Origin of the sequence: Celeribacter marinus (genome assembly GCF_965656515.1) — a bacterium.
Classification (GTDB): domain Bacteria; phylum Pseudomonadota; class Alphaproteobacteria; order Rhodobacterales; family Rhodobacteraceae; genus Celeribacter; species Celeribacter marinus_D.
Genome location: NZ_CBFHKW010000001.1, coordinates 38,116 through 52,361 on the forward strand (window position 1 = coordinate 38,116; position 14,246 = coordinate 52,361).

A 14,246-nucleotide genomic window follows, 5' to 3' on the forward strand; every position below is an offset into this window, starting at 1 on the left:
GGACAACGTGAGCGACACTCCCCAAACCCCTGACAACGAAGACGAAAACATCCGCACGCCATTTCCATGGGATGGGCCGCATATCTCCATCACCCAAGAGATGAAATCGAGCTATCTCGATTATGCCATGTCGGTGATCGTGAGCCGTGCCATTCCCGACCTGCGTGATGGTCTGAAACCCGTGCACCGCCGCATCTTGTTTGCGATGTATGAGGCGGGCAACACCCACGACAAGAGCTACCGTAAATCGGCCCGCGCCGTGGGCGACACCATGGGCAAATACCACCCGCACGGGGATAGCGCGATCTATGACGCGTTGGTCCGTATGGCACAGCCGTTTTCGATGTCGCTGCCGCTTTTGGATGGTCAGGGCAACTTTGGTTCGATGGACGGCGATATGGCTGCCGCGATGCGCTATACCGAAGTGCGCATGGACAAACCTGCCGCCTACCTGTTGGCCGACATTGACAAGGACACCGTTGATTTCGTTCTGAACTATGACGGTAAAGACAAAGAGCCAACGGTTCTGCCCGCCCGCTATCCCAACATGCTTGTGAACGGTGCAGGTGGTATTGCTGTGGGTATGGCCACGAACATTCCGCCCCACAACTTGGGCGAAATCGTTGATGCCACGCTCGCTCTGATCGAAAACCCCGATGTGTCGACCGAACGGTTGATGGAAATTGTGCCGGGTCCGGATTTTCCAACCGGCGCGATGATGCTTGGGCGTGCCGGTGCGCGCAAAGCCTATCTTGAAGGCCGTGGCTCGGTGATTATCCGCGCCAAAACCCGTGTCGAGGAAATTCGCAAGGACCGCTACGCCATTGTGGTCGACGAAATCCCCTATCAGGTGAACAAGGCCACGATGATCGAAAAGATCGCCGAACTTGTCCGCGACAAAAAGGTCGAGGGTATTTCCCACGTCCAAGACGAATCCGACCGCAACGGCGTGCGCGTTGTGATCGAGCTGAAACGCGATGCAACGCCCGAGGTGGTACTTAACCAACTCTACCGCTTTACGCCGCTGCAAACCTATTTCGGGTGCAACATGTTGGCGCTCAACGGCGGTCGCCCCGAGCAATTGACACTGCGCCTGTTCCTTGAACACTTCATCACCTTCCGCGAGGAAGTGGTGGCACGCCGCACCGCGTTCGAGCTGCGCAAAGCCCGCGACCGCGCCCATATTCTATGTGGTCTGGCCGTGGCTGTGACCAATGTCGACGAAGTTGTCGCCACTATCCGCGCCTCTGCGGATGCAGCCCAAGCGCGTGCGAAACTGATGGAGCGGCGTTGGCCCGCCCTTGATATCGCGCCCTATATTCAGCTGATCGACGATCCGTCCCATAAGATGAACGACGATGGCACCTATAACCTATCCGAAACACAGGCCCGCGCCATTCTGGAGTTGCGTCTGCAACGTCTGACACAGATCGGCGTCAAGGAAGTCACTGACGAGCTGCAAGAACTTGCAGGTAAAATCAAAGACTTCCTCGCTATTCTCGCCTCGCGTGAGCGGATCATGGACATCATCTCCAATGAGTTGACGGAGGTGAAAACCCTTTTTGCCGTGCCGCGCCGCACCGAGATTGTGGACTGGTCGGGCGATATGGCCGACGAGGATCTGATCGAGAAAGAGGATATGGTCGTGACCATCACCTCGTCCGGCTGGGCAAAACGCACGCCGCTCGCTGACTACCGCGCCCAAAAGCGCGGCGGCAAAGGCGTATCGGGCATGTCGACCAAGGACGAGGACGTGATCACGACCCTGTTTGTGGCCAATACCCACACGCAACTGCTGTTCTTCACCGATGACGGTATGGCGTATAAGCTCAAAACATGGCGTCTCCCGCTTGGCGGGCGCACGGCCAAAGGCAAGCCATTGCTGCAAATCCTGCCGATCCCGCAAAAGGTGTCGATCGCCGCGATTATGCCAGTGGATCGTGACGAGGTGGATTGGGATGACCTTCAGGTCGTGTTCGCCACCTCCAAAGGCTCGGTGCGCCGCAACCGCCTGTCGGATTTCACCAACGTGAAATCGAACGGTAAAATCGCGATGAAGTTCGAGGGCGAAGACGAAAACACCCGCCTGATCAACGTGCGCATTTGTGACGAGAACGACGATGTGATGCTTGTGACCTCATCGGGTCGCGCCATCCGCTTCCCCGTCACCGATGTGCGCGTGTTTAACTCGCGCTCCTCAACAGGTGTGCGTGGCATCAAATTGGTCAATGACGGCGACGAAGTTGTGTCGATGTCGGTGATCAAGCACTTTGACGCCGAAAGCTATGAGCGTCAGGCCTATCTCAAGATGCGCCGCGCGCAAGTGGGTGCGGATGAGGTCGAGGGCACCGATGACGACGAAGAGGTTGCAGAAGGTTCGATCACAACCGAACGCTTTGACGAAATGAAGGCGGCCGAAGAGCTCCTCGTCACCATTACAACGGGCGGCGTGGGCAAGCTGTCGTCCAGTCATGACTATCCCGTGCGCGGTCGCGGGGGCCAAGGGGTAACAGCCATGGAGAAAACCATGCGTGGCGGACCTATTGTGGCCTCCTTCCCTGTCGCCATTGAAGACCAGATCATGCTGGCCACATCCAAAGGTCAGTCGATCCGCTGTCCCGTTGGTGGCATCTCGTTCCGCTCACGCGGCGCGGGCGGCGTGAAAGTGTTCAACACTGGCAAAGGCGAAGAAGTCGTGTCGGTGGCCTACATCGCAGAAGCGGAAGACGACGATGTGACGAACGAGGCAACCACAGACGCTTCGGTGCAGACACCCGACACAGGCACAACGCCCGTCGACACATCTGACACCTAGACTGATTAACGGGCGAGACCCTACGACATAAACATCGGGGTGCGGGGGCAATAGCTCCCGCATTCTCTTTGAAACACCCCTCAAACGCACTATGTGAGCGCTCATGACAGATAAAACACTCCACATCGTCGGCGGCGGCATGGCCGGTTCCGAAGCAGCATGGCAAGCGGCCAACCTTGGCGTCAACGTTGTGCTTCACGAAATGCGCCCAAAGGTCGAAACCTTTGCACATCAAACTGGCAATTTTGGCGAGATGGTATGTTCCAACTCGTTCCGCTCGGATGATGACGAACAAAACGCCGTTGGGCTATTGCATTGGGAAATGCGCGCGGCAGGTGGCCTCGTCATGGCGTCTGCAGATGCCAACAAGCTGCCCGCGGGTGGCGCATTGGCCGTGGACCGCGAGGCGTTTGCCGAGCATATCACCGCAAAAATCAACGCCCATCCGCTGATCTCGGTCGAATTTGGCGAAGTGTCCGAGCTGCCTACGGACGGCACATGGTTGTTTGCGACAGGACCGTTGACCTCCCCCGCCCTTGGCGCCGCGATTGCCGCCGAGACGGGCACAGACCGCTTGGCGTTTTTCGACGCCATCGCGCCAATTGTCTACGCCGATAGCGTCAATATGGACATTGCGTGGCTCCAATCGCGCTACGACAAGGGCGACACGGAAGAGGAGCAAAAGGCCTACCTCAACTGCCCGATGACGAAGGATCAGTACGAGGCTTTCATCGACGCGCTCGCCGCCGCCGATAAAACGGAGTTCCACGAGGGCGAAACCGCAGGCTATTTCGACGGCTGTTTGCCAATCGAAGTGATGGCCGAGCGCGGTCGCGAAACCCTGCGCTTTGGCCCGATGAAACCCGTGGGGCTCACCAATGCCAATGACCCCGAGAACAAACCCTACGCCGTGGTGCAACTGCGCCGCGACAACAAGCTGGGGACGCTCTACAATATCGTCGGCTTTCAGACCAAAATGAAATACGGCGCGCAGACCGAAGTGTTCAAAATGATCCCAGGGCTTGAGGACGCGTCCTTTGCCCGTTTGGGCGGCATCCACCGCAACACATTCCTCAATTCTCCCACATTACTTGACGACCAGATGCGTTTGAAATCACGCCCAAATATTCGCTTTGCCGGTCAAGTCACGGGCGTCGAGGGCTACGTGGAAAGTGCGGCAATGGGCCTGCTCGCGGGACGTATGGCAGCCGCAGAGATTTTGGGTCGCGACCTACCACCGCCGCCCTTTACCACCGCTATGGGCGCACTGATCAACCACATCACGGGTGGCGCGGAGGCCAAGACCTTTCAGCCAATGAACGTGAACTTTGGCCTGTTCCCGCCGCTTGACGGGATGCGTGGCGGCCGCAAGGGGCGCAAAGAGCGCTACAAAGGCTACACAGATCGCGCCAAAGAAGATTATAATCAATGGCTTGACGGACAAAATTAATGTCGTTTGTGACCCGATTTGCACCCTCTCCAACGGGACCGCTGCACATCGGGCACGCCTACTCCGCGATGCTCGGCCAGCAAATGGCGCGCGATGCCGGCGGGCGTTTTTTGCTGCGGATGGAAGACACCGACCTTGAGCGATCAAAGCCCGAATGGGCGGCGCTTATTGTCGAGGATCTGACGTGGCTCGGACTGACATGGGACGGTCCTGTTGTGAGCCAAGCCGCACAGCTGGATAGCTACACGGATAGCTTGGCGCGCCTTGAGGCTATGGGTCTATTGTATCCGTGTTCGTGCACCCGCGCCGATATTCGCGCGGCCCTTGCCGCCCCACAAGAGGGCGTGGCCCATGACGTTTATCCGCTTACGTGCAAAGCGCGCACGATGTCCACGCGCAAGGACGGTGACGCACTGCGTCTCCACCTTGACCGCGCACTGGATCAGCTAAGCGGTGCCCCCATGCGCTTTACCGAAACGGGCGCGGCACATGCGGGGCTACACACGGTCGATGCGGCGCAGGCGCTACGCGAGATCGGGGATGTGGTTTTGTCGCGCAAAGGCGAGGATATCGTGGCTTACTTTCTGGCCTCCGCCCTCGATGACGTGGCCCAAGGGATTACACATGTGGTGCGCGGCGAGGATCTCTTCGCGTTTACAGCGATCCAAGTGATTTTATTGACGCTGCTCGATCTGCCTGTCCCCATCTATCACCACCACGCGCTCATTCGCGATGAGGCTGGCAAACGCCTCGCCAAACGCGACGATGCCAAAGCAATCTCGACATTTCGCAACGAGGGATACAGCCCCGACGACATCAAACGCATGGTCGGGATTTAGGCGCTCAGACCATCGGTTTGGACAATTCCACGGTCTCGCCATCGCGCACAGCCGTGTAAAAACACGAGCGACGATTGGTGTGGCATGCGGGTCCGGTTTGATTGACCGTCACCAAAATACAGTCGCTGTCACAATCAAAGCGGAAATCAACCAACTCCTGAAGATGCCCCGAGGTTTCGCCCTTGACCCAAAACGCCTGACGCGAGCGCGACCAATAGGTGACTTTGCCACTCTCAAGCGTCTTTGCCACGCTTTGCGCATTCATCCACGCCATCATCAAAACCTCACCCGTTGCGGCATCTTGCGCAATTGCGGGGATCAGTCCTTTGTCATCAAATTTCAGGGATGCAGGGTCAAAGGGCATGTTGGGTTCTTTCCTTGTGGTATCGGTTGCCCTATCTAAAAGGCCACGTGATGAAAGGCAAACCATGTCCACTGAACTGGCCAAACTCTATTCAGTAAAACTGCTCGCGCTTGCCGCGGATATTCCCCATGTCGGGCAATTGGATGCGCCACAGGCCCGTGTGCGCGAACGCGCGCCGCTTTGTGGATCCACAGTCACGGTTGATGTGGAGATGGCACATGGCAAAGTGGCCGCCTTTGCCCAAGACGTAAAAGCCTGCGCCCTGGGTCAGGCCTCAGCTGCAATTTTAGGAGCGCATGTCATTGGTCGTAGCGCCGACGAATTGGACGCCGCGCGCGACGAGATGACTGCATTTTTGAAAACCGACGGCCCCGTCCCCTCGCCCCCCTTTGACGCGTTTGAGGCGCTCCGGCCCGCGCGTGACTATAAAAACCGCCATGCGTCGATCCTACTTGCCGTTACGGCAGCTGCAAAAGCCGCCCGCGAGGCCCAAAACAGCCCACTCTAATTGGGATATTTAACGGACAGGTAAGTGAATTGCGTTAAGCCACGAGTGTAACTGGAGGCATGCATGATTCCCAATCCAAACTTTGAGGACGCTACACTTGCGGACCCAAGACTGACCGAGCTCGCCAATCACGCAGGCCGGCTAGGCTATGAGATCGTTGATGTTGCGGGATTTTTGGACGCCGTAGATGCACAATCATCCAGCCAGATTATGGTTCTCAAACAAGTTGAAATCTCCGCAACCGGCGTGATGACCGCCAATGCGGCGGTACGTCACGCCCTTGAAACTGTGACAGACGTCACCGAAAACACCCTCACAAAAGTCGAGGGTTCGGTCGATTTCGTGCGTGAAAACGGCAAACGCTCCAATACCGTGGCCTCATGGGTCAAAGCACTTTCGGAGAAGATGCAACAGGTCGCGGCCTCTCTCACCGCCGTGGAAACGGATAACAAAAACATCGCCGACATCGCCCGGCAGGTGAACATCCTCGCCATCAACGCCAAAATCGAAGCGGCCCGCGCGGGTGATTATGGCCGCGGATTCGGTGTCGTGGCCGAAGCTATCAATGAGTTGAGCCAAAAAACCGCGACCGCCGCCGCAGGGATTGAGGACAACATACACGCTTTGTCTGGTTGGGTGGACAAATTGCGCTCCGAGGCCTCTGGCGTCTCGTCGGATGCCGATATCGTGCTCGGCGGATCGGAGCAGACCGACCGCGCTTTGACCGAAATTGCTGATGGTGTGCGCCAAACCAGTGACGCCACCCGCACAATGGCCTTTGAGGCCGAAAAAGTGCGCGAAGCCGTGGCAGAATTCCAACCCGCCTTTGCCTCAATCGGCAAATCGGCCGAGAAAACCGCATCTGGTATCCATGAGGCCCACAGCCGCGTGAACAAGTTGATTGACACCTCGGAAACCATTTATCGCACCAGCGTCGATTTAGGCGGCGCAAGCGAAGACTTGGTCTTTATCGAACGGGTCAAAGTTGCCGCGGGTCAAATATCGGAGATTTTCCAAAACGGTATCGCAGAGGGGCGCATCACAAAGCACGACCTGTTTAACCGCACCTATACCCCGATGGGTGGCACCAACCCGCAACAATTCCGCGCACGCTTCACCGACTTTACAGATGCCGTTTTACCCGCCATCCAAGAGCCCATGTTGTCGTTTAGCGATAAAGTGGTGTTTTGCGCGGCGATTGACCCCAATGGCTATCTTCCGACCCATAACAAGAAATTCGCGCAGCCCCAAGGCAAAGACCCCGCGTGGAATACCGCCAATTCCCGCAACCGTAGAATGTTTGATGATCGGGTCGGATTGAAGGCAGGACGCAACACAGAGCCGTTTTTGCTACAGGTCTACCGCCGTGACATGGGCGCAGGGCAGTTCACCATGATGAAAGACCTCTCTGCTCCGATCATTGTAGATGGCGCGCATTGGGGCGGCTTGCGTTTGGCATATACGTTTTAACGTATTCACCACATCGGCCCCGTCCGCACGGCTCATAAAAAACCGCCGCACTTCGGGGACGAAGGCGGCGGAGTATTGATCTGGCGGACAAACATGTCGTGATGAGGCAACGACATCTGACGGAACAGGAAAAGGTCAAACATTCGGGGCAGAACGGTAAGGCCGCAGGGTCAGATCAAAGGCAGAATAGCGAAAAAACAGCGCCGCCTATACCAGCGCCGGAAGCGAGAGACCCGCCATCAAGATCACCATCAAAGAGACCATCCCAATCACATCTTCAATCATGGTGGTGCGCGAACGGGTAACGATAGCTTTCAATTCGGTCAACATGGGGCGTCTCCTCAAGGATGATGATCTCTATTGATCTCAGTGCGTTAATCTTTTGTTGCGCCTTTGTTCTCATTTTGGCGCCCCTATGTAAAGAACTTTTTGAGAACATTAGCGAACAAAATAGAACGCGCCGTGTAGAAACTCCCCTAACCCACTGAAATCAAACGGATCGCCTCATCTCGCCCCATGAGCCATAAGAGAACACGCACAGCCACACCACGTGGGCTTTCCAGTTTGGGATCGAGAGTCAGTAACGCCCGCGCGTCACTTTGTGCCAACGCCATCAACGCCGACTGTCGCTCCAGATCCGCCACTCGAAACCGTGGCAGGCCAGACTGCGCCGTGCCCAACACATCGCCCGCGCCACGGATCGCAAGGTCTTCTTCGGCAATCCGAAATCCATCATCGGTATCGCGCATGATATCGAGACGCCTGCGCCCGCTTTGCGTCAATGGCGCCTGATACAACAACAAGCACGTCGATGCGACCGCGCCGCGCCCGACTCGTCCACGCAATTGATGCAGCTGCGCCAATCCGAAATGCTCTGCGCGCTCAATCACCATGATCGACGCATTGGGGACGTTGACGCCAACCTCGATCACGGTTGTGGCGACCAAAACTGACAGGTCTCCGGCCGCGAACCGCCGCATGGTGTCGTCCTTGGCCTCCGGTGGCATTTGGCCATGCACCAATCCGACACGCCCCTCGCCCAAGGCCGCGCGCAACACTTTGAACCGCTCCTCGGCGGCCATCATGTCCACCACTTCGCTTTCCTCGACTAAGGGGCAAACCCAATAGGCCTGACGCCCCTCATCGGTGGCCGATTTGAGGTGCGCGATGACATCCGCCAATCGCTCGGTCGAATTCAACGCGGTCTTGACCGGCGTACGTCCTGGCGGTTTTTCATCCAGAATTGAGACGTCCATATCGCCAAATTGCGCCAATGTAAGCGAGCGCGGAATAGGCGTTGCGGTCATCACCAAGACGTCGACACCGCTGCCTTTTTTGGCCAAAGCCATGCGTTGCGAGACGCCAAACCGGTGCTGTTCGTCGACAATCGCCAATCGCAGATCATGGTAGATAACGTCGTCTTGAAACACCGCATGCGTGCCCACCAAAATCTGGATATCACCACGCGCCAGTGCCTCCAATTTTGCTTTGCGTTCGCGCCCTTTGTCGCGCCCCGTGAGCAGTTCAAGCACAACACCCGCCGCCTCGGCCAAGGGGCGCAATCCCTCAAGGTGTTGGCGCGCAAGGATCTCTGTCGGGGCCATCATAACCCCCTGCCCGCCAGCCTCAACCGCAACCAAAAGTGCGTCAAGCGCGACCAAGGTTTTTCCCGACCCGACATCGCCCATCAACAAACGGTTCATGCGTTTTGGGCTGGCCATATCATCGGCAATCGCCACCATCGCGCGCTCTTGCGCACCTGTGGGCGTAAACGGCAAGGCTGCTAAAACCCGTGCGCGCAACGCGCCGTTACCGGTGTTTTGACGCCCCTTTGCTCGGCGCACCTGCGCGCGCGCGAGGGCAAGCGTGACCTGATGCGAGAACAATTCGTCATAGGCAAGACGTTGCCGCGCGGGCGATGTTGCCGCAATTTCATGATCTGAGAGCGGAACATGTGCCTGTTCCAAAGCAGTGGAAAAGTCGGGCCACCCCTCGCGCGCGCGCAAATTGTCGTCAATCCATTCATCAACAACAGGCACTAAGGCCCGCGTGGCCGCGACCGCCTTTACCATTATTTTTTGCGTGACACCCGCCGCAAGGGGATAAACCGGCTCGAATTTAGGCAACGTGCCTGAATCCTCTACCGCCAGAATGTGATCGGGATGGGGCATTTGAAACTGGCCATCATACATCTCGACCTTACCTGACACGAGACGCCGCTCGCCAAGAGGCAGTTGTTTTTCGATCCAATCAGGAGCACCGCGAAAGAAGACCAACTGAAAGGCTAGCGCGTCATCCTCGACCGTAACGCGGTAGGGCAAGCCTTTGCGAGACGGCTTTTGATGACGCACAACTGTGACTTCGACGGTGACGACCTCACCGATGTGGGCGCCCTGCACCGTGTCACGGCGGCGCCGGTCAATCACCGAATTGGGCAGAGTAAACAATAAATCACGCGGCCGCTCAACGTTCAGGCCAGCCATCGCTTTAGCCGTTTTCGGACCAACGCCCGTGAGCGTCTCTAGCCCCGCGAACAATGGAAACAGGATGTCAGGGCGCGCCCCGCTCATGCGTCACCGATCAGTGCAAGCCACCCGTCCTCGTCCAGTGTTGCAACGCCCAACTCCGCCGCCTTTTTCTCTTTCGATCCCGCCCCTGGTCCCGCGACGAGCAAGTCGGTCTTTTTGGACACAGAGCCTGCGACTTTGGCCCCAAGGGATTCCGCGCGCGCCTTGGCCTCGGCACGGGTCATTTTCTCTAAACTGCCTGTAAACACGACCGTTTTGCCACTTACAGGGCTGTCAGATGTGGGGCGCTCGGCATTGATCACGTTCAAATGCGCCACGAGACGGTCGATTGAGGCGCGTTCACGCTCCTGATGAAACGCCGCCACGAGCGATCCGGCCATCACCGCGCCCACACCGTCAATGTCCAACAACTCGCTCCATGCCGCACCGCGCCCCGATTCGGCGTGCGTCATCGCAGCCTCGAATGCGTCCCATGCGCCGTACGATGTGGCCAAAAGCGTGGCGGAATTTTCGCCCACATGACGAATGCCAAGGGCAAAGATCAGTTTCGCCAGAGGGATTGTTCGTTTTTCATCAATTGCATCGAACAGGTTGGCGGCAGATTTCGCGCCCCAGCCTTCGCGGTTTTTGAGCTGCTGCAAGCCCGACCCAAAACGGTCGCGCAGGGTGAAAATATCGGCGGGTTCGCGCACCCATCCGTCATGGTAGAATTGCTCCACCTGTTTGGCACCAAGCCCCTCAATGTCAAACGCGCCGCGTGATACGAAATGCTTTAGTTTTTCAACGGCTTGCGCGGGACAAATCATGCCACCGGAACATCGCCGCACCGCGTCGCCCTCTTCGCGAATGGCATCTGATCCACATTCGGGGCAGCTCGCGGGCATCTCGAACGGGGTCGTGACCTCAGGGCGCTTGGACAAATCGACATCCGCAATTTTCGGGATCACATCGCCCGCGCGGTACACCTGAACCCAGTCGCCGATCCGAATGTCTTTGCCGCCGCGAATGGTCTCGCCCTTGCTGTCATATCCGGCGATATAATCCTCGTTGTGCAAAGTGGCGTTCGAGACCACGACACCGCCCACGGTGACGGGCGACAGACGGGCCACGGGCGATAGCGCACCGGTGCGGCCGACCTGAATGTCGATCCCCTCAAGCCGCGTCCATGCCAGTTCGGCGGGGAATTTATGCGCGATTGCCCACCGTGGCGTGGTGGATCGGAACCCCAAACGGCGCTGTAAATCAAGGCGGTCCACCTTGTAGACCACGCCGTCGATGTCATAGCCAAGCGTGGCGCGGGCCGCTTCGATCTTGCGGTAGTGATCCAGCATCTGTGCGAGATCCGTGAACCGTTGCGTCAGTGGGTTGGTTGCGAACCCGAATGCGGACAACTGCGCAATCGCGCCCATTTGTGTGTCGGCCAAAGGCGCGGACAATTCGCCCCATGCATAGGCAAAAAACGCCAAGGGGCGCGCGCGGGTGATTTCGGCATCGAGTTGGCGAAGCGATCCTGCGGCGGCGTTGCGCGGATTGGCGAATGTTTTGCCGCCCCGCTCAGTGTGGCGGGCGTTGAGGGCAGCGAAATCGGCGTGGGTCATATAGACCTCGCCGCGCACCTCCAACACATCAGGCGCACCGTCGATTGATTGCGGGATAGACGCGATTGTGCGGGCATTGGCCGTCACATTTTCACCCACGGCACCATCGCCACGGGTCGCCGCGTGCATCAGCATACCGTTTTCATAGCGCAGGGATAACGATAACCCGTCAATCTTTGGCTCGGCTGTGTAGGCAATTTCACCCGGTGCGGCGAGGTATTTACGCACAGAGGCGTCAAACTCACGGATATCCGCATCATCAAACCCGTTGGAGAGCGACATCATCCGAACAGCGTGGGTGATTTTCCCAAACCCCTCGGACGGAGCTGCGCCGACCTGATCTGTGGGCGTGTCCGCACGTTTAAGGTTTGGAAATCGTTGTTCTATTGCCGCATTGCGCCGCTTGAGCGCGTCAAAGCTGGCGTCATCCATCACAGGCGCATCGGCGGCATGATAGGCGGTATTGGCCCGCGCCAAAACATCCGCAAGACGCGCAAGTTCCACGACCGCCTGATCGCGGGTCAACGCCTCAACATTCACCTGATCCAATGGCGTATCTGCGGACATAAAACGACCTCCCGATTTCGTGCCCCTCAGGTTTATGAGAGCAACGCGCGGAGGTCCAGATAGAGATGTTGGAATAGACATTCAAAATCGTCGCCCCGAGGTTCGGAGAAACCCTAAGGGCGACGACAGTTACAAAGGTTACACTCGTACCTACGCACCGACCGCAAGCGGTTGATCCAATTCGTTCGGTTCAGGATCGCGCAATACATACCCACGCCCCCAAACCGTCTCGATATAATTGTCACCATCCGTTGCTGTCGCGAGTTTCTTGCGCAGCTTGCAGATGAAAACGTCAATGATTTTCAATTCCGGCTCATCCATGCCGCCGTATAGATGGTTGAGGAACATTTCCTTGGTCAGGGTTGTCCCCTTGCGCAAGGAAAGTAGCTCAAGCATCTGGTACTCTTTGCCCGTCAAATGCACCGGACGCGCGCTTACGGAGACGGTTTTGGCATCGAGGTTTACATCGATTTTGCCGGTCTTGATGATGGATTGGGAATGCCCTTTCGAGCGACGAATGATCGCGTGAATACGTGCCACCAATTCTTCGCGGTGGAACGGTTTGGTCAGATAATCGTCGGCCCCAAATCCAAATCCCTTAATCTTGTTTTCTGTGTCGTCGGCCCCTGACAAAATCAGAATCGGCGTATCGACACGGGCAAGACGCAGCTGGCGTAGCACCTCATGGCCGTTCATATCAGGCAGGCCAAGATCCAAAAGGATCAGATCGTAATCATATAGCTTTGCAAGATCTATTCCCTCCTCGCCCAAGTCCGTTGAATACACATTCAAATTGGCATGGGAGAGCATCATTTCGATGCTTTTGGACGTGGTTGGGTCATCTTCGATGAGCAAAATTCGCATACTTCGGGTCTCCGATTAATTATCTATCGTTCGCTAACAGTCAAAATGGTTTAAAATGGTTAACCACACGTTACCGGATAGAATAATATTAACGAAGCAACCTAAGGTTGTCTATATTTTTGAATTGAGGTTGCTTTAAGCGCTGCTTCGCCGTGATCCCGGATCGCAGACTTCCATGATTGGAACTCCTCGTCTGACAATCCGTACATTTTGAGCGCTTCGCTTTCGGAAATAAGTCCGAAAACAACACCTTTGACAACACAGGCCTTGCGCGAGGCAACCCACCGACGGGTCGCTTTTGGTGGGAGATCAGCACGCGTCATCACCGTTCCATCCGGAAGGGTCACAGCGCGCGGACCATCGACTTTTTTTAGATACATCACTTCACCCCTTTGGCTAACTTGGACAACTTTTGCCGCAAACCTCTTAATGGGTAATGAAACGAGGCCTTGAGAGTACCTTGCATTTACTTATATTTGGTCGGCATTCTGGAAAGGATTTGTAAATGGCTCATGACGGCGCGCATCCGCTGAATTCTCTTGGCTTTGCCAAGCCCCCCGCCGAAACCCGTGTGGTCGTGGCAATGTCGGGCGGCGTGGATAGCTCCGTTGTGGCCGCACAGCTCGCTGAGGAAGGCTACGATGTCATCGGCGTGACACTTCAGCTCTATGATCATGGCGCGGCCTTGGCCAAAAAAGGTGCGTGTTGCGCAGGGCGTGATATCCATGACGCACGCCGCGTGGCCGAAGATATGGGATTTCCCCACTACGTCCTCGACTATGAAAACGTGTTCAAAGACGCCGTGATTGACGAATTCGCCGATAGCTATCTGGCGGGGGCCACCCCCGTGCCCTGCATCCGGTGCAATGAAAAAGTGAAATTCAAGGACCTATTGGAAACGGCAAAGGATCTTGATGCCGATTGCATGGCCACAGGACATTATATTCAGCGCAGTGATGGCGCACATGGACCACAATTGCACTCAGCCGCCGATGCAAATCGTGACCAGTCCTACTTTTTGTTTTCGACCACACCTGCACAGCTTGAGTATCTGCGCTTTCCGCTGGGGCATTTGCCGTCAAAAGAGGCGACACGGGCGCTTGCGGCCAAATACGGGCTCTCGGTTGCGGACAAGCCAGACAGTCAGGATATTTGTTTCGTGCCCAACGGCAACTATGCCGCCGTGATTGAGAAATTGCGCCCCGGTGCTGCGGAACCCGGTGAAATTGTCGATCATGAGGGA

Annotated in this window: 12 protein-coding genes; 6 read left to right on the forward strand and 6 right to left on the reverse strand. The window is 56.9% G+C overall.

Annotated elements, in window-relative coordinates:
• Positions 1-7 precede the first annotated feature (7 nt).
• The 3 genes from gyrA (at position 8) to gluQRS (ending at position 5,104) form a co-directional block, all read left to right on the forward strand.
• Positions 8-2,815: a DNA gyrase subunit A gene (gyrA, locus tag ACTG34_RS00170; RefSeq protein ID WP_439103037.1), complete on the forward strand. Its 2,808-nt coding sequence runs from the start codon at positions 8-10 to the stop codon at positions 2,813-2,815.
• A gap of 103 nt (positions 2,816-2,918) precedes the next feature.
• A complete protein-coding gene (trmFO, locus tag ACTG34_RS00175; protein WP_439103038.1) occupies positions 2,919-4,265 on the forward strand; it encodes a methylenetetrahydrofolate--tRNA-(uracil(54)-C(5))-methyltransferase (FADH(2)-oxidizing) TrmFO in 1,347 nt (448 codons plus the stop codon).
• Entirely contained in the window at positions 4,265-5,104 is an 840-nt protein-coding gene (gluQRS, locus tag ACTG34_RS00180; protein ID WP_439103039.1) for a tRNA glutamyl-Q(34) synthetase GluQRS, read from the forward strand. The genes trmFO and gluQRS overlap by 1 nt, the downstream gene beginning before the upstream one ends.
• A 4-nt stretch (positions 5,105-5,108) precedes the next feature.
• Here the strand turns inward: gluQRS and hisI are convergent, their stop codons facing one another.
• Positions 5,109-5,468 carry a phosphoribosyl-AMP cyclohydrolase gene (gene hisI / locus ACTG34_RS00185; RefSeq protein WP_439103040.1) on the reverse strand — a complete coding sequence of 120 codons (360 nt, stop codon included), beginning with the start codon at positions 5,466-5,468 and terminating at the stop codon, positions 5,109-5,111.
• 64 nt (positions 5,469-5,532) lie between these two features.
• Here hisI and ACTG34_RS00190 point away from each other — a divergent pair, with 64 nt between their 5' ends.
• Both ACTG34_RS00190 and ACTG34_RS00195 read left to right on the forward strand, forming a co-directional pair.
• Positions 5,533-5,976 (forward strand): iron-sulfur cluster assembly scaffold protein, encoded by a 444-nt coding sequence (locus ACTG34_RS00190; protein WP_439103041.1) that lies wholly within the window; start codon positions 5,533-5,535, stop codon positions 5,974-5,976.
• Between the two features lie 63 nt (positions 5,977-6,039).
• Entirely contained in the window at positions 6,040-7,446 is a 1,407-nt protein-coding gene (locus ACTG34_RS00195; RefSeq protein ID WP_439103042.1) for a methyl-accepting chemotaxis protein, read from the forward strand.
• A 207-nt stretch (positions 7,447-7,653) separates the two neighbouring features.
• On the opposite strand, the gene ACTG34_RS00200 is transcribed toward ACTG34_RS00195, so the two are convergent.
• From ACTG34_RS00200 to sciP, 5 genes are all read right to left on the reverse strand, one after another.
• Positions 7,654-7,776 (reverse strand): hypothetical protein, encoded by a 123-nt coding sequence (locus ACTG34_RS00200; protein ID WP_439103044.1) that lies wholly within the window; start codon positions 7,774-7,776, stop codon positions 7,654-7,656.
• Positions 7,777-7,922: 146 nt separating this feature from the next.
• Positions 7,923-10,016 (reverse strand): ATP-dependent DNA helicase RecG, encoded by a 2,094-nt coding sequence (gene recG, locus ACTG34_RS00205; protein ID WP_439103045.1) that lies wholly within the window; start codon positions 10,014-10,016, stop codon positions 7,923-7,925.
• A complete protein-coding gene (gene ligA, locus ACTG34_RS00210; protein ID WP_439103047.1) occupies positions 10,013-12,139 on the reverse strand; it encodes an NAD-dependent DNA ligase LigA in 2,127 nt (708 codons plus the stop codon). The genes recG and ligA overlap by 4 nt, the downstream gene beginning before the upstream one ends.
• Before the next feature lie 150 nt (positions 12,140-12,289).
• Positions 12,290-13,003, reverse strand: a complete 714-nt coding sequence (gene ctrA / locus ACTG34_RS00215; protein ID WP_439103048.1) for a response regulator transcription factor CtrA — start codon at positions 13,001-13,003, stop codon at positions 12,290-12,292.
• A 101-nt stretch (positions 13,004-13,104) separates the two neighbouring features.
• The gene (sciP, locus tag ACTG34_RS00220) at positions 13,105-13,383 is read right to left on the reverse strand and encodes a CtrA inhibitor SciP (RefSeq protein ID WP_439103049.1); all 279 of its coding nucleotides are present in this window, start codon (positions 13,381-13,383) and stop codon (positions 13,105-13,107) included.
• 125 nt (positions 13,384-13,508) lie between these two features.
• On the opposite strand from sciP, the gene mnmA reads away from it, so the two are divergent.
• On the forward strand, positions 13,509-14,246 hold a 738-nt coding region (gene mnmA, locus ACTG34_RS00225; protein WP_439103050.1), incomplete at its 3' end, for a tRNA 2-thiouridine(34) synthase MnmA.